This window comes from Afipia birgiae 34632, assembly GCF_000308295.2.
Taxonomy (GTDB): Bacteria; Pseudomonadota; Alphaproteobacteria; order Rhizobiales; family Xanthobacteraceae; genus Afipia; species Afipia birgiae.
This window is the reverse complement of the sequence record NZ_HG326654.1, coordinates 118598-139365: the sequence shown is the minus strand read 5'-3', so window position 1 is coordinate 139365 and position 20768 is coordinate 118598. Positions and strand designations below refer to the sequence as shown.

Annotated in this window: 23 protein-coding genes and 2 pseudogenes; 14 read left to right on the top strand and 11 right to left on the bottom strand. The window is 60.4% G+C overall.

Going from position 1 to position 20768, the window contains the following annotated elements; genetic code table 11:
- The first annotated feature begins 778 nt into the window (after positions 1–778).
- Complete coding sequence (locus BN32_RS19250; protein ID WP_019196380.1) at positions 779–2458, top strand: DUF4062 domain-containing protein; 1680 nt, start codon at positions 779–781, stop codon at positions 2456–2458.
- Positions 2367–3257 (top strand): hypothetical protein, encoded by an 891-nt coding sequence (locus tag BN32_RS26945; RefSeq protein ID WP_152343914.1) that lies wholly within the window; start codon positions 2367–2369, stop codon positions 3255–3257. Before BN32_RS19250 ends, BN32_RS26945 begins: the two co-directional genes overlap by 92 nt.
- Here the strand turns inward: BN32_RS26945 and BN32_RS26940 are convergent.
- Positions 3254–3451 (bottom strand): annotated as a pseudogene (locus BN32_RS26940) (hypothetical protein); the annotation flags it as partial. The gene BN32_RS26945 and the pseudogene BN32_RS26940 overlap by 4 nt on opposite strands.
- A gap of 56 nt (positions 3452–3507) precedes the next feature.
- Positions 3508–3636: a hypothetical protein gene (locus tag BN32_RS28085; RefSeq protein ID WP_019196381.1), complete on the bottom strand. Its 129-nt coding sequence runs from the start codon at positions 3634–3636 to the stop codon at positions 3508–3510.
- Positions 3637–3836: 200 nt separating this feature from the next.
- Between BN32_RS28085 and BN32_RS19245 the strand changes: the two genes are divergently transcribed.
- The 4 genes from BN32_RS19245 (at position 3837) to BN32_RS19230 (ending at position 5440) form a co-directional block, all read left to right on the top strand.
- Positions 3837–4106: a hypothetical protein gene (locus BN32_RS19245; protein ID WP_019196382.1), complete on the top strand. Its 270-nt coding sequence runs from the start codon at positions 3837–3839 to the stop codon at positions 4104–4106.
- Positions 4099–4395, top strand: a complete 297-nt coding sequence (locus tag BN32_RS19240) for a hypothetical protein (protein ID WP_019196383.1) — start codon at positions 4099–4101, stop codon at positions 4393–4395. The genes BN32_RS19245 and BN32_RS19240 overlap by 8 nt, the downstream gene beginning before the upstream one ends.
- 85 nt (positions 4396–4480) lie before the next feature.
- Positions 4481–4684 carry a hypothetical protein gene (locus tag BN32_RS19235; protein ID WP_019196384.1) on the top strand — a complete coding sequence of 68 codons (204 nt, stop codon included), beginning with the start codon at positions 4481–4483 and terminating at the stop codon, positions 4682–4684.
- 27 nt (positions 4685–4711) lie between these two features.
- On the top strand, positions 4712–5440 hold the full coding sequence (locus tag BN32_RS19230) for a sensor histidine kinase (RefSeq protein WP_019196385.1): 729 nt from the start codon (positions 4712–4714) through the stop codon (positions 5438–5440).
- Positions 5441–5642: 202 nt separating this feature from the next.
- Here the strand turns inward: BN32_RS19230 and groL are convergent, their stop codons facing one another.
- From groL to BN32_RS19215, 3 genes are all read right to left on the bottom strand, one after another.
- Positions 5643–7286, bottom strand: a complete 1644-nt coding sequence (gene groL, locus BN32_RS19225; RefSeq protein WP_019196386.1) for a chaperonin GroEL — start codon at positions 7284–7286, stop codon at positions 5643–5645.
- A gap of 57 nt (positions 7287–7343) precedes the next feature.
- Positions 7344–7661, bottom strand: a complete 318-nt coding sequence (locus BN32_RS19220) for a co-chaperone GroES (RefSeq protein WP_019196387.1) — start codon at positions 7659–7661, stop codon at positions 7344–7346.
- A gap of 169 nt (positions 7662–7830) precedes the next feature.
- Entirely contained in the window at positions 7831–8379 is a 549-nt protein-coding gene (locus BN32_RS19215) for a DUF1353 domain-containing protein (protein WP_019196388.1), read from the bottom strand.
- A gap of 405 nt (positions 8380–8784) precedes the next feature.
- On the opposite strand from BN32_RS19215, the gene BN32_RS19210 reads away from it, so the two are divergent.
- From BN32_RS19210 to BN32_RS19200, 3 genes and pseudogenes are all read left to right on the top strand, one after another.
- Complete coding sequence (locus BN32_RS19210; RefSeq protein WP_040427310.1) at positions 8785–9084, top strand: usg protein; 300 nt, start codon at positions 8785–8787, stop codon at positions 9082–9084.
- Positions 9085–9200: 116 nt separating this feature from the next.
- Complete coding sequence (locus BN32_RS19205; protein WP_019196390.1) at positions 9201–9812, top strand: cupin domain-containing protein; 612 nt, start codon at positions 9201–9203, stop codon at positions 9810–9812.
- A 64-nt stretch (positions 9813–9876) separates the two neighbouring features.
- Positions 9877–10682 (top strand): annotated as a pseudogene (locus tag BN32_RS19200) (aminoglycoside phosphotransferase family protein).
- Positions 10683–10694: 12 nt separating this feature from the next.
- Here the strand turns inward: BN32_RS19200 and BN32_RS19195 are convergent.
- The 5 genes from BN32_RS19195 to BN32_RS19175 form a co-directional block, all read right to left on the bottom strand.
- Positions 10695–11438 (bottom strand): SDR family oxidoreductase, encoded by a 744-nt coding sequence (locus BN32_RS19195; RefSeq protein WP_019196392.1) that lies wholly within the window; start codon positions 11436–11438, stop codon positions 10695–10697.
- Between the two features lie 109 nt (positions 11439–11547).
- Positions 11548–12294: a proteasome-type protease gene (locus BN32_RS19190; RefSeq protein ID WP_040427035.1), complete on the bottom strand. Its 747-nt coding sequence runs from the start codon at positions 12292–12294 to the stop codon at positions 11548–11550.
- A 70-nt stretch (positions 12295–12364) separates the two neighbouring features.
- Entirely contained in the window at positions 12365–13189 is an 825-nt protein-coding gene (locus BN32_RS19185; protein ID WP_019196394.1) for a transglutaminase family protein, read from the bottom strand.
- A 132-nt stretch (positions 13190–13321) separates the two neighbouring features.
- Positions 13322–14266 carry an alpha-E domain-containing protein gene (locus tag BN32_RS19180; protein ID WP_019196395.1) on the bottom strand — a complete coding sequence of 315 codons (945 nt, stop codon included), beginning with the start codon at positions 14264–14266 and terminating at the stop codon, positions 13322–13324.
- A 171-nt stretch (positions 14267–14437) separates the two neighbouring features.
- On the bottom strand, positions 14438–15853 hold the full coding sequence (locus BN32_RS19175; RefSeq protein ID WP_019196396.1) for a circularly permuted type 2 ATP-grasp protein: 1416 nt from the start codon (positions 15851–15853) through the stop codon (positions 14438–14440).
- Positions 15854–16107: 254 nt separating this feature from the next.
- Between BN32_RS19175 and BN32_RS19170 the strand changes: the two genes are divergently transcribed.
- The 4 genes from BN32_RS19170 (at position 16108) to BN32_RS19155 (ending at position 18526) form a co-directional block, all read left to right on the top strand.
- On the top strand, positions 16108–16842 hold the full coding sequence (locus BN32_RS19170) for a competence/damage-inducible protein A (protein ID WP_019196397.1): 735 nt from the start codon (positions 16108–16110) through the stop codon (positions 16840–16842).
- 61 nt (positions 16843–16903) lie between these two features.
- The gene (locus BN32_RS27345; protein WP_019196398.1) at positions 16904–17083 is read left to right on the top strand and encodes a hypothetical protein; all 180 of its coding nucleotides are present in this window, start codon (positions 16904–16906) and stop codon (positions 17081–17083) included.
- Positions 17076–17582 (top strand): xanthine phosphoribosyltransferase, encoded by a 507-nt coding sequence (gene gpt / locus BN32_RS19160; RefSeq protein WP_019196399.1) that lies wholly within the window; start codon positions 17076–17078, stop codon positions 17580–17582. The genes BN32_RS27345 and gpt overlap by 8 nt, the downstream gene beginning before the upstream one ends.
- A 239-nt stretch (positions 17583–17821) precedes the next feature.
- The gene (locus BN32_RS19155) at positions 17822–18526 is read left to right on the top strand and encodes a DUF2270 domain-containing protein (RefSeq protein WP_019196400.1); all 705 of its coding nucleotides are present in this window, start codon (positions 17822–17824) and stop codon (positions 18524–18526) included.
- A gap of 140 nt (positions 18527–18666) precedes the next feature.
- On the opposite strand, the gene BN32_RS19150 is transcribed toward BN32_RS19155, so the two are convergent.
- On the bottom strand, positions 18667–19689 hold the full coding sequence (locus tag BN32_RS19150) for a methionine synthase (protein WP_019196401.1): 1023 nt from the start codon (positions 19687–19689) through the stop codon (positions 18667–18669).
- 307 nt (positions 19690–19996) lie between these two features.
- Between BN32_RS19150 and BN32_RS19145 the strand changes: the two genes are divergently transcribed.
- Positions 19997–20692, top strand: a complete 696-nt coding sequence (locus tag BN32_RS19145) for a glutathione binding-like protein (protein ID WP_019196402.1) — start codon at positions 19997–19999, stop codon at positions 20690–20692.
- Positions 20693–20768 lie beyond the last annotated feature (76 nt).

Genomic DNA, 20768 nt, shown 5'->3' with positions numbered 1-20768 from the left:
CCAGTCTCTCGCGTGCCAGCCCCTCCCCGAAAACTTCGCTGTGCTCAGTTTTCGACCTCTCCCCGCGAGCGGGGCGAGGTGAAGATCCCTCGCATTCCAGATCCACCGGTTCAAACAGCCCGCGCGCCTGGGGCTTGCCCCGTTCGCGCCTGAAAAACCGCGCCGATGGTCGCGCGCCATCGCCCCTGTTGTTATGACGGCGCGGGGGCGCCCGAATTCCTCGTTTCCTCCGCCCTCAAATGAGGGCGCGCGGAACGCCGGATGCGCAAGCGCATCCGCAGCCTCGTGTGCAAAGGTGGAAAGCACACGAGTGTAGTCACCACGGTTGCGCCGGAGGCATCCGGCGTCCCGCACGCGGTGGTGCTCCGGCTTGCTTCGTGCTCTCCCCGGTGAACGCCCGTGGGCTGTCACCGTCGTCTCCGCGGTACTTTTCGCCTCCGGTCGGAGGTGAAAAGAGCAGGCCGGATTTCGCAGGACCACACGACTTGGGCCGGCGCGGAATACATTGTCATGCGATGTGTTGCCACCCCGCAAGCCAACGCACAGCGTGGTCCGTCTTGCGCTCGCGACGATGGCTCACACGCCCTCTGTACGAGGAACGCACCCTGCTACCGCCGTTCGCGCCTGACGCTGCCGCGCCACCGCATCCCGCCCCGCGTATCGTGACGATCGCGAGCCGCCCCTCAATGGTGAGGCGGGACGAGAAGGAATATAGTCCTATTGCGGGAATCGTCAAGGCCCTGTGTAAGTAGGTCCCTGTCTATTTGAGAAGTTAGCAATGACTGATACTCGCAAAATAATAAGGGTATTTCTCGCGTCACCCGGTGACCTTCAGGATGAGCGAAGAACTGCAAAAGCAGTCGTGGAGGAATTCAACAAACTTTGGGCCGACGCGATGGGTTATCATGTCGAGCTCATTGGTTGGGAGGATACGATCTCTCAATATGGACGGCCTCAGGGCATTATCAACCAAGACCTTGAAAGGTGTGAACTTGTAATCGGCATGATGTGGAAACGCTGGGGTACTCCGCCCGGCAAGACCAATACATTTACATCAGGCTTTGAGGAGGAATTTGAAACCTCAATTGCAAGTCGCCGAACCAAGGGGCGGCCGGAAATGGCGTTGTTCTTTAAGGATATCGACAAGGAGCTTTTGCGCGATCCGGGGGAAGAACTGAAAAAGGTCGTCGCCTTCAAAGAAAGAATTATCGCTGAGAAAGAGATATTCTTCGAACCATTTGGTGGTGTGGGTGATTTTGAAGGCAAAATCCGTAGCTGCATCACGGCATATATTCAAAAGCTTCGGGCCGCGGAAACGGAAAAGATTGCTAGCGAAACGCAGGCAACGCCAACGGAAGCAAAGCCCGCAGTTGAAGCCGATTCAAAATCAAAAAAGACAACGCCCCTTTCACCGCAAGGAACAGCTTTTCTGAGAGAATTTATCATCTCTACAGAAGAAGACTCTAGTGATGCCTACGGCCCTGTAGAAGTCGCAAGATTCAGATTGTTGGCTAGCGCACTGAGCAAACAAGGTAACGATGACAATACCATCGGAGCGCATGATGCGAACCTTCTCTATGGGAGCCGGTTGAGCCTAGATCTCGGGGATAGTGAAAAGAGATCTCTTCTAGCAGCCGGAATAAGCCATTATTCTTCCGAGAATATTCCTTTGTGGTTTTGGTATGCAGCGGTCGAGGGATTCCGGAGAAAGCTACTCGGATTTTATTCTGTTTTCGGACAACCGCGACGGCAGGCAGAAGCGTTGGAGGCGATGCGCCTTACTCACGAGTCCTTGCCTGTATCAAAGGATTTTGAACGCAACGTTTTTCTTGATGACTGGTTCGCTGAGGGGGCAGACGAGACTCTTAAAGTAGCGGCTCTAAGCTATCTAGCCGATTGCGGCGTCATTGAAGACTTGCCATACCTAAAAAAGGAGTTTGATCTAGGAAATTACCAGACGCGAAGCGCGTCTGGTAACGCAATTGTCCGTATCAATTTGCGCCAAGGCAAAACACAAGCAATAGCTGCTCTCTATGATCTGCAACTGGATTCTATTGGGGATGAATTAGTTGAAGAGTTGTTTAGTAATGCCGACCAACTTGCAGAGAGTGTTTTGGTCGGGGGGCTTTCGCATCGAAGTAAATCTGTTCGCCAAACTACTCTCCGTCTTTTGAAAGAGCGCGGAAAGATTGACCCCCAACAAGCAGAGCAGTTGCTGGGGGATTCGGACGCGGACGTTCGTTATGAAGCTATCTCGGCACTTACCGCTTTGGGGCGCGTTTTCACAAACGAGCAGGTGAAGAGTTTGCTAGTCAGGCCTACGTCGGCTTCTGCGAGTCTGTTGGGCTTTTCAGGCATTAATACAGGTGAGGCTGTATGGACGAAGTTTCGTCAAGCAACTATCCTCGAAGTCGGATTCGGAACTGGAGGGCTTAGCTGTTGCCGCTTCAATTTTTGATCAAGACGCGAGGCTTGCTTTATTTGAGCGGCATTTTGTTAGTCGAAAAGGCGCGCTTGAGAAGCTTATTCGTGATCGTTTCAGTGCGGATTTTGAAGAGAAGTTTAACACTATGGCGGGTCGTTACGGAAGCGACCATCAATTAGTCAAAGATACCAAGGGATTGAAGGATCATTTAACAAGGGGATTTACTCGCAGAGCACTAGATATCTTTTGCCAAGAGGGAAGCCCAAAAGATTTGGCGCTGGTTCGCGATGCTCTTAACGGCGATTTTGTGGGATACTCAAACCTCGACGTTGATTATCTGCGAAGACATGGCGAATGGCAGGATATCCCGCTCATTATAGCCGCCGTGGGACGCGGTGAATATGGCGTTTCCATATCGGCTAATAGCCATGTTAAATATGAGAATGCTGCGCGTGCAATCTACGCAATGGCTAAAGATCGCCTGTCTGAACTACTAGACTTGCCAATGCCAAATCTCTTGTTGGTGAGGCTAATCTTGGAGGCTTCAGATAGCACTTTCCGGGCTCTGAGCGATTCTCAGTTGCAGAAATTTCTTCATTTTGAAGATGATAGTGTTCGTAAAGCCTGCGCACTGCGCTCTGTTAAAACGCTTCCAAAGCGTCGAGTTTGCAGCCTATTGAATGGCTATCTATCGGGTAATGAACTTCGATACTACAATGTAATTCATTGGCTCGATCTTGGCGCCTCTGCGCCAAAGGATATCGCCCAACGAACTGCAACTAACGCTTTAAGAGAAAGCTGGAACCCGCGACGCATTAAACGATTCCGCTAACGTTGTAATGAGCGCAGCTCGATCCCAACAAAACCCCCGGCATCGCTGCCGGGGGTTTTGTATTCTGATACCTGCTTGAAGCAGAGTGGACTTAGAAATCCATGCCGCCCGCCGCCACCTGCTTCGCCCTTCTTGGGGGCTTCGGCGATCATGGCTTGGGTGATGATCAGGAGTGCTGCAACCGAAGCTGCATCATGAAAAAGGCTCGGCAATCAGCCGAGCCTTCGCCATCAATCGACTTCGACAGAAGTTACTTCTGCTGCTCGGGCTTGGCGTCGCCCTTGTTGTCCTGATTCTGCTGAGGCGTCGCAGGTGTGGCCTGGGCCGGTGCGACAGCAGGCTTCGGAGTATCGGCAGCGACGGCTGGTGAATTCGACATTGAATTATCCTTTAAGACACACCTGAAGAAGTCCTCAGGCGTTGACTCAAGGTGGCCACCAATCCGCCAGTTACAACGTCACCGCTGCCTTATTCGCGCGAATTACTGCGATCTACCGATAATAAACCGATGGCTATCCGCGCCGGAAAGGCGCACAGTCAACTCATGCTAAACTATCGCGTTGTCGCGGAGCGCCTCTCATGACCATGAGAACGCGGCGGGAGACGGTCACCTTCAAACATCCGGTGCGTATCAACGGTATTGAACGCCTGCTTCCGGCTGGTGCCTACGAAGTGGTGACCGACGAGGAAATGATCGAAGGTCTTTCCTTTCCGAGCTTCCGGCGTGTCGCCACCATGATCATGGTGCCCGGCGCGCCGCCGCACCGTCACTCGATGGAAATGCTCGCGATCAGCTCGATCGATCTGGCCGACGCGCAGCATCGCGACGCGGTGGCGCCAAATGTCTGACGATCCCGTCGAACTCGATTCCCGTCGCGGCATGGCCGCGCAAAAGGCGACAGGGCTGCGGCGGATTCTTGCTGAGGCCGAGGCCCACGCGGCTATCTTGCGCGAGCGGCAGCTTCAGATTGAGAGAGAGCTGCTCGACACGCCGGTGACGTCCTGGCCCGAAGCGGCGGCGAAGGCACGTTATGTTCTGAATCTCTATTACGCGACGCTGGGTGCGCAGGACTCGCACCACCGTGATCTCGTCGCCTCGGTCCTCAAGGACTTCGCGAGGCTCGACAGCGAAAGCTGACACCGTTTTGCTGTTCGATTGTTTTCCGCGAACGATTGATCCTGAAGCTTCATTGAGACGTTCGGCGGGAACGGGAGGACTATGCATGCTTGATATGACAACGAAAGAGCTGTCGTCGCGGCACGTCAAGGCAGAAGAGGCGCTTCGGCTTGGCGTCGTTTCGGGATGGTACACCACCAAGATGAGCGGCGCTTTCGTCACCGGTCCGCATGCCACCCACGCCGAGGCTCTGCTCAAGATCGCCGAATTGAGGCCGCCAGTTCCGCCCGCTCCAAAGCGCAAATTGTGAGGCGCAGCTGCAACATAGGGATGATCCATGAGTCCTGTGAGATATCTCGCGCCGCTGCGTGACGTCGAGAACGAAAACGACCAGCTTCGGCAACTGCTCATTCAGGCAGGTGTCGAAGCCCACGCCCATGTTGTCGCCGCAAAACTTCAGACCGTGCTGATCGGCGAACTTCATCACCGGGTGAAGAATATGCTGGCGATTGCCTCCGCGATCGCCTCGCAAAGCCTGCGCGGCGCGACCAGCATCGAGGCGGCGGAGAAAACCATCGCCAGCCGCCTGGCCGCACTCGGGATTTCCCACGATCTTCTCATTCGCGAGAGCTGGACCGGGGCGGGCTGCCGGACGCTGATCGAAAACGCGATCCTCGCGTTCCAGACCGAAGGGCTGGCGCAGTTCACGATCACCGGCGAGAACATCGCCGTGTCGTCGGGACCCGCCGTCGGGCTGTCGATGGTGATCCACGAACTCAGCACCAACGCGCTGAAATACGGCGCGCTGTCGGTGCCCGGCGGCCGCGTCTCGATCACGTGGTCGGTTGATGACGGGGCGGAGCGCTTCAATCTCGAGTGGAAGGAAAGCGGCGGTCCGGCTGTTGTCGAGCCGAAGCAGAAGAGTTTCGGCAGCCGGTTCATCGAGCAGGCGCTGCCCGGCCAGCTTCACGGCGAGGCGCGGCTGATCTTCGATCCGGCCGGTCTCATTTGCCACGTCAACATTCCGATAAGTTCGTTGCAGGAGCCGGTGATCGCACTCAGGTAATTGCGGTCGGACAACAAGCCCGACCCTGGTGCCGGGGTTTTGCATCGTGTTGCGAGCGAGATTCCCACCGTCATAGCGCGTCGAAGACGCGCGTAAACGCGCTGATGGCGCTGCAACGCGCCCGGAATGACGAAGCCGGGCAAACAAAAAGGGCGCGGTTTGCACCGCGCCCTTGGTATTCGTAACTGCCTGAGTGGCTGGATCAGAAGTCCATGCCGCCCATGCCGCCGCCCGGAGGCATGCCGCCGCCGCCTGCGCCGCCCTTCTTGGGGACTTCGGCGATCATGGCTTCGGTGGTGATCAGGAGAGCCGCAACCGAAGCTGCGTTCTGGATCGCCGCACGAACGACCTTGGTCGGGTCGATGATGCCCTTGGAGACGAGGTTGCCGTATTCGCCGTTCTGCGAGTCGAAGCCGTAGGAATACTGCTCCTTCTCGAGCACCTTGCCGACGATGACCGAGCCGTCTTCGCCTGCGTTGATGGCGATCTGGCGGGCCGGAGCGGAGAGCGCCTTGCGGACGATCTCGACGCCGGTCTTCTGGTCGTCGTTCGCGGTCTTGATGCGCTTGAGCTGCTCGGAAGCGCGCAGCAGGGCGACGCCGCCGCCCGGCACGATGCCTTCTTCAACCGCCGCACGGGTCGCATGCATCGCGTCATCAACGCGGTCCTTGCGCTCCTTCACCTCAACCTCGGTCGCGCCGCCGACGCGGATCACCGCGACGCCGCCTGCGAGCTTGGCCAGACGTTCCTGGAGCTTCTCGCGGTCGTAGTCCGAAGTGGTCTCTTCGATCTGCGCCTTGATCTGGTTCACGCGCGCCTCGATGTCGGCCTTCTTGCCGGCGCCGTTGACGATGGTGGTGTTTTCCTTGTCGATCATCACCTTCTTGGCGCGGCCCAGCATCTGCAGGGTCACGTTTTCAAGCTTGATGCCGAGGTCTTCCGAGATCGCCTGGCCGCCGGTCAGGATCGCGATGTCCTGCAGCATGGCCTTGCGGCGGTCGCCGAAGCCCGGAGCCTTCACAGCGGCAACCTTGAGGCCGCCGCGGAGACGGTTGACGACGAGGGTGGCGAGAGCTTCGCCTTCGACGTCTTCAGCAACGATGACGAGCGGCTTGCCGGTCTGCACGACGGCTTCCAGCAGCGGAAGCAGTTCGTTCAGCGAGGAGAGCTTCTTCTCGTTGATGAGGATGTAGGCGTCGTCGAATTCAACGCGCATCTTGTCGGCGTTGGTGACGAAGTAGGGGGAGATGTAGCCGCGGTCGAACTGCATGCCTTCGACGACGTCCAGTTCGGTCTCGAGCGACTTGGCTTCTTCAACCGTGATGACGCCCTCGTTGCCGACCTTCTTCATCGCGTCGGCGAGGAACTTGCCGATTTCGGCGTCGCCGTTGGCCGAGATGGTGCCGACCTGGGCGATTTCCTCGTTCGAGGTGACCTTCTTGGAGTTCTTCACGAGGTCTGCAACGACCGCTTCGACCGCGAGGTCGATACCGCGCTTCAGATCCATCGGGTTCATGCCGGCGGCAACTGCCTTGGCGCCTTCCTTGACAATGGCTGCGGCCAGAACGGTCGCGGTGGTGGTGCCGTCGCCGGCAGCGTCCGCCGACTTCGAGGCCACTTCACGGACCATCTGCGCGCCCATGTTCTCGAACTTGTCTTCAAGTTCGATGTCCTTGGCGACGGTGACGCCGTCCTTGGTGATGCGCGGAGCGCCGAACGACTTGTCGAGGACGACGTTGCGGCCCTTCGGACCGAGCGTCACCTTGACGGCGTTGGCGAGGATGTCGACGCCGCGCAACATCTTGTCGCGGGCTTCAACGCCGAATTTGACTTCTTTGGCTGACATATTGGATTTCCTCGAGATTTCAGGAAGATTTGGAATTTCAGATCAGAGAGGGCGCTCTTAAGCGGCCTTCTTCTTCGACGACGAGGTGTCGGTGATGACGCCCATGATGTCGCTTTCCTTCATGATCAGGACTTCCTGGCCGTCGATCTTGACCTCGGTGCCGGACCACTTGCCGAACAGGACGATGTCGCCGACCTTCAGGTCGATCGGGATCAGCTTGCCGGCCTCGTCGCGGCCGCCCGGTCCAACCGAGAGAATCTCGCCCTGCGAGGGCTTCTCTTTGGCGCTGTCCGGAATGATGATGCCGCCAGCAGTCTTCTCTTCGGCGTCGATACGCTTGACCACGACGCGGTCGTGAAGCGGACGGAATTTCATGCAGTCCTCCTAATGTATTGATAATGCTTGGTTTTGCGAATTAGCAGTCTTGGTGAGCGAGTGCTACCAAGGACTGTATCGGACATAGGCCCATGGCGGACGCCGGGCAAGGGTCTGTAGCAGAAAAATTGGCAGTCTGACGGGGCGGCTGCCAATTTTTGCGGGATCGTTAATGCGGGGGCGGCCCGTTTCCGGGCGGTGGCGACGGAGGCTGAGGTGGGAGCTTCCCGGCCTCTCGCCTGCGCTTGCTGACAATGTCCAGCTCCGCCCGGGGCGCGACCTCGGCCGGCATCGGCTTGTCGTTTTTCCAGGCCATGGCGCGGGCCGCCTGCAACGCCAGGAATCCAAAGGTGCGCACCGCCGCCCACATGATCCATCGGGTGAAAAAGCCGACGCCGGACACTTCCATCGCTTCGTAAAAGATCGCATCGGCGCGTTGTCTCGTCGGCGCCTCCGGGTGCGGCTGCGTGCCGGGTCGCAGCTCGTTATAGAGGTAGTCGTGGACCACGGCGGCGCGGCTGTAGCGGCCCCACGTCGGCAGGAACGACTGGAAGAGACGCGGGATCGATGCGCCGTCGGTCTCGAACAGCTTGTGCACCTCGATGACGTGGCCGGAGTTTTCCTCGCCGACCTCGTAGACCAGCGGCTGTTCAAGTCGCCACGTCCGGTAATCGACATCAAGCTGCGTGATGGTGAGTTCGCCGGTGAAACGGCTCATGACCCCGCTCCGTATTAACGAGAAGCGAGACTCGCACGGGCGCGGCGCGCTGTCAGCAGCGCCTTTGTCAGCAGTCGCGGTGTCATGCTGCTAGTGCCTTGAAAGGCAACACTTTATTTAACATTTAAGCTTGTGATGAAGCTTCGTATTGCGTCAGATTCTCAGACAGCGCGTTTGTTCGCGACGTGGAATCCGGTTCGCGACTTTCGCGCTCAACAGAGCCTTTTCCGGCGAAGTGGACGTCCGGTTCGCCGCCAGAAAATGCTCCCGAAAGTGGGTGCGAGCGCGTTCGACAAAACCGGTTGCCACGATATTTGCCGATCGCCTCCGAACATCTTTGTTGGTCGCGTTTTCTACGACGAGCCGGAAGGCCACCTCGTCGGAAAACGCTCTAAGGAGGTTCTGATGGTCCCGAATGCTACCGTTCCTCAAGGCGCTGTCTCTGAGGACTTCAAGCGGCAACTCGCCGGATACGGCCTGACGACGGCCGAAATTCTCTACCGGCGCCCCGATCACCGCTGGCTGCTGCAATCCTACGTCTGGCAGAACTACGACCTGTTCCCGAAATTTCCGGCGCTGCAGGATTTCCTGACGTTCTGGCAGAACAAGCTGGAAGGGCCGCTGGTCTCGGTGACCGTCGCGCATTCCAAGCTGATCAAGCCGGCGGAGATCAAGGCGATCGACGGCATGTTCCGGCTGCACTAGACGCGCTGGATTTTTCGAAGGGCTTGCCGGTGCGCATTGTCCGCGCGGCGGGCAATGGCTAGTCTTCCCGGGCCACGCTGCGACACATGCGGCGGGTCAAGACAGGGAGGCCGCGCATGGCCACAACAAGATCGGCCACAACAAAATCGGCTAAAACAAAATCGGCTAAAACAAAATCGGCGAAAGCGAAGTCTGCAAAGGCGAAATCAGCGGCGCGATCCGTTGCGCTGAAAAAGTCCACGCAGCGCAAGAAGGCCGCCGTATCCACATCCCGCACCAAGGCCAAGCCGGGCAAGCCGCGTGCATCGGCCGCGCGACGCGCAGCGCCAAAACCAGCGCGCCCGAAGCAGCGCTTCGTGGTCAGTCATCATCGCGAAGACGATTTCAAGGCCGACGGCCTGAGGGCCTATGCCGAATATCGTGATCTTGGGATCGCGAAGGGCACCCACGGTCTGGCGCGGGCGCATGTGATCCGCCTGATCGGACCGTGCGATCCGAAGGAAGTCTCGAAGCTGCATTTCCACGGCGTCGAGTTTCAGATGGTCTATGTGCTTAAAGGCTGGGTGAAGACCTATCTCGAAGGTCAGGGCGAGATCTTGATGCGCGAAGGCAGTTGCTGGACGCAGCCGCCGCGTATCAAACATCTGATCCGCGACTACTCGGACGATTGCGAATTGCTGGAAGTGATCTTGCCGGCGGATTTCGAAACGGTCGAATTGACCGCGTAGAACGCGATACGTCCGATTGCCGCAGGGACGTGCGAACCCGCATCCCATGTCGTAAGTATCGGCGATGTTCGATCAATACCTTCGCGCCTGGAATCTGATTCCCGACGGTGCTCCCCTCATAACGCGCGCGTCCTGTTGCCGGTCCGGCAAAACGGCGCGGCAGCGATGCTGAAAATTGCCGATCACGACGACGAGCGGATCGGCGGTTCGGTGATGCAGTGGTGGAACGGCGAGGGGGCGGCGCGGGTGCTGGCCCGCGACGGCGTTGCCGTTCTGCTCGAACGCGCGGAAGGCCCGGCGTCGCTCGCCGTGATGTCCCGCACGGGACGCGACGACGAGGCCTGCGCGATTCTCTGCACCGTCGCCGCGCGACTGCATGGGCATCGGTCAAATCCGCCGCCAGATCTCTTGCCGCTGGTACAATGGTTTCGCGATCTCGAACCCGCTGTGGCAAAGCACGGCGGCATTCTTACGAAATCCGCGGAAGCCGCGCGAATGCTGCTGGCCGAACCGCGCGATGTCTGCGTTCTGCATGGCGACCTGCACCATAATAATGTGCTGGATTTCGGTCAGCGCGGGTGGCTTGCTATCGATCCCAAGCACATCATCGGAGAACGCGCGTTCGACTACGCGAACATCTTCACCAATCCGGACCTCGATCATCCGCAGTGGCCTGTCGCGACAATCCCGGAGCGGTTTGCGCGGCGGCTGGAGATTGTGACGGATGCCGCGAACATCGAGCGGACGCGGATGCTGCGCTGGATTCTCGCGTGGACGGGACTGTCTGCGGCCTGGTACCTGGACGATGGTGATCCCGCTGACGTCGACCTGCGTGTCGCGGAATTTGCGTCAGCGGAATTGAACCGCTGACGCGTTTTCATCTTACCCCCGTCCGACGAACGGCATCTTGGTCGCCATGATGTTGAGGAACAGCGCGTTGGCGTCGAGCGAGCGCGTCGCCATGAACACGATGGCGTCGGCGACGTTCTGCACATCCATGCGCGGCTCGACCATGGTATCGCCGCGCGGCTGCAGCACGCCGCCGGTCATGCGCTCGGTCATCTCGGTCGCGGCATTGCCGATATCGATCTGGCCGCAGGCGATGTCATAGGCGCGGCCGTCAAGCGCGGTGGCGCGGGTGAGGCCTGAGATCGCGTGCTTGGTCGAGGTGTAGGGCGATGAGAACGGGCGTGGCGCGTAAGCCGAGATCGAGCCGTTATTGATAATGCGGCCGCCGCGCGGCGTCTGGTCCTTCATGATGCGGAATGCATGCTGCGTGCAAAGGAACGGCGCGGTGAGGTTTGTGGCCACCGTGGTCTGCCACTGCTGCAGGCTGATGTCCTCCAGCGGCACCGGCGGCGTGCCGACGCCGGCATTGTTGAACAGCACATCGAGACGGCCGAACACTTCCATCGTTTTGGCGAACAGCGCGGCGATCGACGCGGGATCGGTCATGTCGCTCGGCACCACGAGGCTTTTGCCGAGATCCTTGCCGGCCTTTGCGGTTTCTTCCAGCGCGTCCTTGCGGCGCCCGGCCAGCACCACCGCGAAGCCGGCCTTCATCAGCGCTAGCGAGGAGGCGCGTCCAATTCCAGAACCGGCACCGGTGACGATCGCGACTTTCATCTGTTCTCTCCCTTTTTTGTTTTCGTAGTTCTTCTTGAATCATTGCGGTGTCGTCCCCGCGAAGGCGGGGACGACATCATTTTTTGGCAACAACCCATCTGTGATTTCTCTATTTCACATTTCCGTAGGGTGGGCGCGGGATGCTCTGGTGCGCGGCGCGCAAGGCGGCGGACCAGCGCGAGCGCAGATCGTGGAAATACGGTTCGCCGGCCTCGATGCGGTAATTCAGTTCGGCGTCGAGAGCATCGGGACGCACCAGCAGAATGTCGATCGGCATGCCGACGCCGAGATTGGAACGCATGGTCGAATCCATCGACACCAGCCCGACCTTGAGCGCGTCGTACAGATCGACGTCATACGAGATCGCGCGGTCGAGCACCGGCTTGCCGTATTTGTGCTCGCCGATCTGCAGGTAGGGCGTGTCGGTGGTGCATTCGATGAAGTTGCCGGCGGTGTAGATCATGAACAGCCGCATCCGCGCGCCCTTGATCTGGCCGCCGAACAGGAACGACACGTCGAAGGAAATGTCCTCGGCGCGCAGCGCGCTGCCTTCGAGCGCATGAACGCTCCGGATGGCGCGGCCGATGCGCTGCGCCGCCTGAAACATCGTCGGCGCGTTCATCAGCGTTTCGCGCTCGCCGGTCTCCGGATTTTCCAACCCTTCATTCAGGGTCGAGATCACCGACTGTGTGATGGCGAGGTTGCCCGCGGTCGCAATCGCCATGATGCGTTCGCCGGGATCCTTGAAGATATGCAGCTTGCGGAAGGTGGAGATGTTGTCGAGCCCCGCATTGGTGCGGGTATCGGCCATCATCACAAGACCGTCACGAACGAGGATTCCGCAGCAATAAGTCATTCCACTCTCCCGACCGCGCATTTCTACGCGGGGGAGGGATGCGGGGCAACTCGCAATAAAACTGTAAAAATCAGCTCTGGCTCTGTCGTCCGGCCTGATCGACCCTGACCGCGACTTCCAGCGTCTCGGTGCCGCCGCCGTAGCGGGTGCCGCGCGCCGGAGCGGCGCTCAGGTAATCGAGACCGACCGCGACCCGGACGTGACCTTCGGTGGTGCAGATGGCGTTGGCGGCGTCGAACCCGACCCAGCCGAGCCGTTCGACGTAAGCTTCCGCCCATGCGTGTCCCGCCTCCTGCGCGACCATGCCGTCGGAGCGCAGCAGATGCCCCGAAACGTAACGGGCAGGCACGCCGGCGCTGCGCGCACAGGCGATAAAGATGTGCGCATAGTCCTGACAAACGCCGCGCTTGAGCGCAAAGGCTTCCGTCGCGGATGTTCCGGCGTGGGTCGGATCGGTATCGAACGTCATGTGATCGTTGATCTGAAGCATCAGCGCATGAAGAAAGCCCAGCGTGTCGCCGGCCGCTTCGGTGTAAAGATCGCTGGCGAACTTCGCCATCGCGGCGTTGACCTCGGTCAGCGGGGTGGCGCGCAGGAACAGGCTCGGCGGAAACCGCTCGTCGGTGCCGCGCAGCACGCCGCCGGTATCATGAGTCTCGATCAGGCCTTCGACATGGATGGTCAGGTCCGACAGCGCGCCGTGGGTCAGCACGTGGGTGACGTTGCCGAATGCATCCTGATGCACGTCGAGGCGTGAATCGGTGGAGACGTCGATCTGCCAGTCGGCGACGTATTGTCCGTCATGGCTGCCAGGCGTCATACGCAAAATCTGGATCACGCCGGTGGCGGGCGGCTCATAGCGATATGTCGTGGAGTGGGAAATCTTCAGGCGCATTGCTATGTCGTTGATTTTTTGCCGTCATTGCGAGCGAAGCGAAGCAATCCAGTTTCGGACCAGTTAGAGACTGGATTGCTTCGTCGCAAGTGCTCCTCGCAATGACGGAGTGAAGCGCTGGATTGGGCGCATTTAGATCAGATATTGTCTTGAGATGGTATCGCCCAGACGGGCGTTGTCCGCAATGAATTCCTGAATGAATTCGTGCAGGCCGCGCTGGAACAGGTCATCCATGTGCGCATGTTCCAGCCGGTTGCGGACACCGCGCGCATGGCGCTGCGCCGCGCCTTGCCGGCCATAGGCGACGCCGATCTGGTCGAGATTGCGCACCAGATTGCCGTAGCAGCTCGCCAGCGAGCGCGGCAGCGATTCATTCAGGATCAGAAGATCGGCGATCAGCCACGGCTTCAGCGTTTCGCGATAGACCCAGTGGTAGGCGGTGAGCGCCGACACCGAACGCAGGATGGAGGTCCACTGATAGTAATCGAGCGGGCCGCCGACATGCTCTTCCTCGGGCAGCAGTACGTGATACTTCACGTCGAGGATGCGCGCGGTGTTGTCGGCGCGTTCCAGATGCAGGCCGAGCCGCGAGAACCAGTAGGCGTCGTTGCGCAGCATGGTCCGGTAGGCCGAGCCGTCGAACCGCAGCGATGTTTCCTGCACGAAGCGGAGAAATTTCGTCAGCTCCTCGCGGGTCTTCGCGCCCTTGGGCCATGCCGCGTGCAATTCGATCCATGCGCCGTTGATGGTGTCCCACATCTCAGAGGTCAGCGCGGTGCGGACCGAGCGTGAATTCAGCCGCGCGTTCTCGATGCAGTTGCGGATCGAGGAGGGATTGTCGAGCGAGAACGACAGGAAGTCGACCACGGTGCGTTCGTTGGCTTCGTCGTGAAACTTGTAGAAGATGTCGTCGATGCCGGCGGTGAGCAGGGCGGATTCCCATTCGTTGCTCTTGCCGACATAGGCATCGGGCAGCGCGGTGGCGCGCAAGGTCGCCTCGATGGTGCGCGCGAGATATTCCGCGCGTTCGACGTAGCGGGCCAGCCAGTAGAGACTTTCTGCGGTGCGCGACAGCATGCGTCAGTTTTCTCTCCCTCCCCCTTGCGGGGGAGGGTTGGGGAGGGGGATAAAGCGAGAGTTCTGTTCGCATCGTACCCCCACCCCCGACCCCTCCCCACAAGGGGGAGGGGAGCAGAGGGCGGAATGCGCAGCATGCGAACTCGCGCACGTGAAAAGTGAAAGCGTCGCTCATTCGAGTATCCAGGTGTCTTTGGTGCCGCCGCCCTGGCTTGAATTGACCACGAGCGAACCTTCCTTCAGCGCCACGCGCGTCAACCCGCCGGGCACCACGGTGACGTGATCCTTGCCGGTCAGCACGAACGGCCGCAGATCGACGTGACGCGGTGCGAGTCCCGATGCGGTGCAGGTCGGACAGGTGGACAGCGCCAGCGTCGGCTGGGCGATGAAGCCTTCCGGCTCCTTCAGCAGCTTGGCGCGGAAGGCTTCGATTGCCTCCGTGGTCGAGGCGGGACCGATCAGCATCCCGTAGCCGCCCGAGCCGTGCACTTCCTTGACGACGAGGTCCTTCAGGTTGTCGAGCACGTATTTCAGATCATCCGCCTCGCGGCAGCGGTAGGTCGGGACGTTCTTCAGGACCGGCTCTTCGCCGAGATAGAACTTCACGATGTCCGGCATGTAGCTGTAGACGGCCTTGTCGTCGGCGATCCCGGTGCCGACAGCGTTGGCCAGCGTGATGTTGCCGGCCATGTAGGCCGACATCAGGCCCGGGACGCCGAGCACGGAATCGGGGCGGAAGGTCAGGGGGTCGAGAAAGTCATCGTCGACGCGGCGGTAGATCACATCGACGCGTTTGAGCCCCTCGGTCGTGCGCATGAACACTTCGTCGTTCTTGACGATGAGGTCGCGGCCCTCGACCAGTTCGACGCCGAGCTTGTCGGCCAGAAACGAATGTTCGTAATAGGCCGAGTTGTAGATGCCGGGCGTCAGCAGCGCGACGGTCGGTTCGGCCTTCGAGGTCAGGGGCGCGACCGAGCGCAGCGCCGCCAGCAGTTCGTCGGGATAGTTCTCGACCGGCGCCACGCGGTGCCGCGCGAACAGGTCCGGAAACAGCCGCATCATGATTTCGCGGTTTTCCAGCATGTAGGACACGCCGGACGGGGTGCGGGCGTTGTCTTCCAGCACATAGAAGTTATCGGAATCGACGCGCACGATGTCGATGCCGGCGATGTGGACATAGACGTCGTGCGGGACGTCCTGTCCGTTCATCTCCGGCCGAAACACCGGGTTCTGGAAAATCAGATCGTCGGGAATGATCCTGGCGCGGAGGATGTCGCGGCTGTGATAGATGTCGCTCAGGAACATGTTGAGCGCCTTGACGCGCTGCTTCAGTCCCTTTTCCAGCGTCGTCCATTCCTTGCCCGACAGGATGCGGGGGATCACATCGAAGGGGATCAGCCGCTCGGTAGACTCGGCCTCGCCGTAGACCGCGAAGGTGATGCCGATCCGGCGGAACAGCAACTCGGCTTCCTGACGCCGGTATTCCAGCGCGTCGGGAGGGGTCTCCTTCAGCCAGAGGGACAGTTCGTGATAGGCGGAGCGAAGGGCACCGCCCGGGCCGTTCATTTCGTCGAAGGCAACTGCCATAAACCAGTACGCTTCCTTCAGGGCGGGACATCGATCCGCTGCACAAACTGATGGTAGCAAGGGTTGGGCCAGCGCGATATGCATTGCCTGCGGGCAATTGGCGGGACCTTGCGTCAATCTGCCTGAAAAACGGGCGGGCGGTTGCCCTGGGATGCGGCAAAAGCTCGTGACTTCAATGCGTTGTGTGCGCCAAAGTTCCTGGCGTACCTGTGGTGGCCCCGGACGTCCGCTCCGGGACAGGTAGGAGAGACAAGATGAGTGATATCGTCACCGCCGGCATTCTCGTGATCGGCGATGAAATCCTGTCCGGGCGCACCAAGGACAAGAACATCGGCTTCATCGCCGAATACCTGACCAACATCGGCATCGACCTGAAGGAAGTGCGGGTCGTGGCCGACGAGGAAGACGCGATCATCGAGGCGCTCGACGCGCTGCGTGAACGCTATACCTACGTCTTTACCACCGGCGGCATCGGGCCGACCCACGACGACATCACCGCGGACAGCGTGGCCAAGGCGTTCGGGGTCAAGATCGATCTCCATCCCGAGGTGGTGGCCCGCTTCGAGGAGCGCTTCGGCGCGGACCTGAACGAGGCACGCCTGCGGATGGCGCGTATTCCGGACGGGGCGGAGCTGATCTCGAGCGCGACCATCCTCGCGCCCGGCTTCAAACTCGGCAATGTCATCGTGATGGCCGGCGTGCCGTCGATCATGCAGGCGATGATGGACATCGTTTCGCCCAAGCTGAAGTCCGGCGTGCGGATGCTGTCGGACTCGGTGCGCGCCAATGCGCGCGAAGGCGACATCGGCACGCCGCTGCGCGCCATTCAGGAAGCACATCCCGACACCAGCATCGGCAGCTACCCCTTCATGGACGAGAACGGCAAGCCGAACACCAATGTCGTGGTGCGCTCGCGCGACGCCGACAAGCTCAAGGCGGCAATGGTGGAGGTCGAGGCCATGCTGGCGAACCTCAAGGTCGCGAAGTAATGCAACCAGGCTCCCGAAGGCCAAATAGTCTTGAAGGCCAAGTTATTCTTGAAGGAATGCCATGAGCGAACGATTTTTTGAAGCCATCGCCGCCGGACGGCTTCCGCCGCCGGAATGCGCCAAGACGCTCGGGGTGGAAATCATCGGTTATGATCTCGCCGCGCAGGCTGGTTGCGACCGCCACGGCAACGGCGATGTTCCGGAAGATACGGTCATGAGCGGGAGCGCGCGCGATGAGTGACGAAGGCGCACATAAACCGTTTCCGGTGTCGTGGGATCAGTTTCATCGCGACGCGCGGGCGCTGGCGTGGCGGCTGAGCGGAGCGGGGCCGTTTGAAGCGATGATCGCGGTAACGCGCGGCGGACTTGTGCCTGCGGCGGTCATCGCGCGCGAACTCGGCATCCGCGTCATCGATACGCTGTGCGTGTCGAGCTACAGCCACACCTCGCAGGTGAGTGAACCGACCGTGCTGAAGGGAATCTCCGACGCGGTGGCGCGGCTCGGCGGCGGCAACGGCAACGGTTTGCTCGTGGTCGAGGATCTTGTCGACACCGGCAAGACCGCGCGCATCGTGCGCGATCTGGTGCCGCAGGCGCATATCGCGGCGGTCTACGCCAAGCCGATGGGCAAGCCGCTGGTGGATACGTTCATTACGGAAGTGTCGCAGGACACCTGGATCTTCTTTCCGTGGGATACGGGACTATCCTACCTGCCGCCAATTAGAGATGGGGCGGCCTAGCGTTCTTCACCTCTCCCCGTTTACGGGACGAGGTCGGCAAGCGAAGCGAGCCGGGTGAGGGGCGAGCACAGGCGATGACGTTTGCCCCTCACCTCAACCCTCTCTCCGCAAGTGGGGGAGAGGGAGAGGGGGCAGGACGGAGCAGCGTAGTGCGCCGCAACAGCCGAACGCGCTAGAACCCTGCCGGTCGACCTCGTATCGTGAGGTTGTTGATGATCTGGACGCGAAGGATCAGGACAATGACCGAGAGCATGGTTGAGAACAAGAGATCGCCGTTCGACTCCTCCGATATCACCGCGCTGTCACATCTTTATCGTGGCGAGCTTTACCGCAGCACAGTCTGGCGCACCCGGCTCGATGCCACGACCAACTGGGCGGTCCTGACCACCGGAATCGCGCTGTCCCTGACGTTCAGCAGCGAGCACGCTTCACCTCTGCCGCTGGTGCTGGTCGGGCTGCTGGTCGCCACGTTCCTGTTTATCGAAGCGCGGCGTTACCGCTTCTTCGATTTCTGGCGCATGCGGGCGCACGTGCTTGAAGTCCAGTTTTTCGGACCGATCCTCAGGGGCGAGGGCGTTCAGACCGCGAATGGCTGGAACGAAATCCTCTATCAGGATTACAAGGCGCCCAACCTCCACATCAGCTACCTCGAAGCGGTCGGCCGGCGGCTTCGCAACAACTACTGCTGGATTTTCGCGATCCAGGTCACCGCCTATCTCGGGAAGCTTCTGATTCATCCGGAGCCCGTCGTCTCGCTGCACGAACTGTTTGCGCGGGCCGCGATCGGTCCGATCCCCGGCCAGATCGTCCTGCTCGCCGGACTCATTTTCCATGCGACATGGATCACCATCGCGATGGTCACATATCGCAGCCGAAGAGGCGCGGGCCGCTCGCGGCCGCCAACTCCGGCAAGGGACCGGCTGCTGGATCTGGCGCGCGGGTAGAGGAGAGACTGGAATCGGTTTTCTTACCTCTCCCCGTTTACGGGGAGAGGTCGGATCGTGAAACGATCCGGGTGAGAGGCGAGAGAGAGAGAACTGGCAGATAACTGATGGTCGTCCCGGCGAAGGCCGGGACGACCCGCTCAACCCAGCTTCTGCCGCGCCAGCTTCGCGCCGGCGCCGAGCGCGCGCAGCTTGGCTTCCGCGATGTCGCGGCGCATCGGCGCCATGCCGCAGTTTGTGGTCGCGACGATGTTTTCCTTCGGCACGAACTTCATCACGGATTCGATGGTCTTCACCACATCGTCCGGCGTCTCGACGGTGTCGCTGGCGACGTCGATCACGCCGGCCTGCACGATCTTGCCCTTGAGCAGGGCGAGAAGCTCCAGCGGCACATGCGAGTTGCGGCACTCGATGGCGACCTGCTGGATCGGGCTGTTGTCGATGGCCGGGAAGATCTGCTCGTACTGCCGCCATTCGGCGCCGAGGGATTCCTTCCAGTCGGTGTTGGCCTTGATGCCGTAGCCGTAGCAGATGTGAACGGCGGTCTGGCAGGTGAGGCCCTGCGCGGCGCGGGTCAGCGCCTTGATGCCCCAGTCGTTCACTTCATCCATGAACACGTTGAAGGCGGGTTCGTCGAACTGGATCATGTCGACACCGTCGGCCTGCAACGCCTTGGCTTCCGCGTTGAGCAGTTCGGCAAAGGCGAACGCCATCTTGACGCGGTCGCCGTAATAACTGTCGGAGAGGGTGTCGATGATGGTCATCGGGCCGGGCAGGGTGAATTTCAGTTTGCGCGTGGTATGCGCCCGCGCGGCGCGCGCTTCATCGGCGTGCACGCGGCCCTTGAGCTGCAAGGGCGCGACCACCTGCGGCACCATCGCCTTGTAGCGGTCCTTACGGATGCCCATTTCGACCTTGTGAGCGAAATCGATCCCCTCGACGCGCTCGAGAAAGCCGTGCACGAAATGCTGCCGCGCCTGTTCGCCCTCGGTGACGATATCGATGCCGGCGTCTTCCTGGATTTTCACCCAGAGCAGCGTCGCGTCGCGCTTGGCGTTGGCCAGTTCCGCGCCCTTCAGCTTCCAGGGCGCCCACAGCGTATTGGGCTCGGCCAGCCATTCGGGTTTCGGCAGTGAGCCGGCGATGGTCGTTTGAAACAGCATGGCGCGCTTCCGTTGTTATTGGCTGCTTGCTCGAACGCTTATCTGCCATGTCCGGGCCATCGCATACAAGCTGTTCGCTGACTTCACCTCTCCCCGTTTACGGGGAGAGGTCGGATCGTGAAACGATCCGGGTGAGGGGCGAGAGTGCAGCTCGAGAGATTTGCCCCTCACCCCATCCCTCTCCCCGCAAGCGGGGAGAGGGAGCGCATCGCGATTATGCGTGGGCGTTCTTGGGGTGGAATGTGTGACAAGCGAGGGTTAGGATCGCGCCTCGCCACTCCGGCTGTTCCTTGTTCGCGGATACCTCATGATTGAACTCTATTACGCGCCGACACCCAACGGGTGGAAAATCTCGATCATGCTGGAAGAGCTGGGGCTGCCTTACACGGTGTTTCCGGTGAACATCCGGACCGGTGAACAGTTCGCGCCCGAGTTCCTCAAGATCAGCCCGAACAACCGCATCCCGGCGATCATCGACCGCGCCCCCGCGGACGGCGGCGAGCCGATCGCGATGTTTGAGACCGGCGCGATCCTGATCTATCTCGCTGAGAAGACCGGGCGTTTTCTGCCGAGGGACGTGCGCGGACGCTTCAAGGTGATCCAGTGGGTGATGTGGCAGGTGGGCGGGCTCGGCCCGATGCTCGGCCAGCACGGACACTTTGCACTCTATGCGACCGACAAGATTCCCTACGCGATCCAGCGCTACCGCGACGAGGCCGAGCGGCTGTATGCCGTGCTCGACCGGCAACTCGGCAAGACCGGCGCCTACATCGCGGGCGACGAATATTCCATCGCCGACATTGCCAGCTTTCCATGGACCATGACCCACAAGGCGCAGGGTTTCACCCTCGACGACTTTCCGAACGTCAAGCGCTGGTACGCGGACGTGCGTGCGCGGCCGGAGGTGCAGAAGGGTCTTGCTGTCGGAAAATTCGACAAGACGCCGTTCACCGAAGAGCAGCGCAAGAACATGTTCGGCAAGACCGCGCAGCAGGCGCAATAGACGTTCACCTCTCCCCGTTTACGGGGAGAGGTCGCGAGCACGCGAGCGGGTGAGGGGCGGGCATCATGTTGCGAAA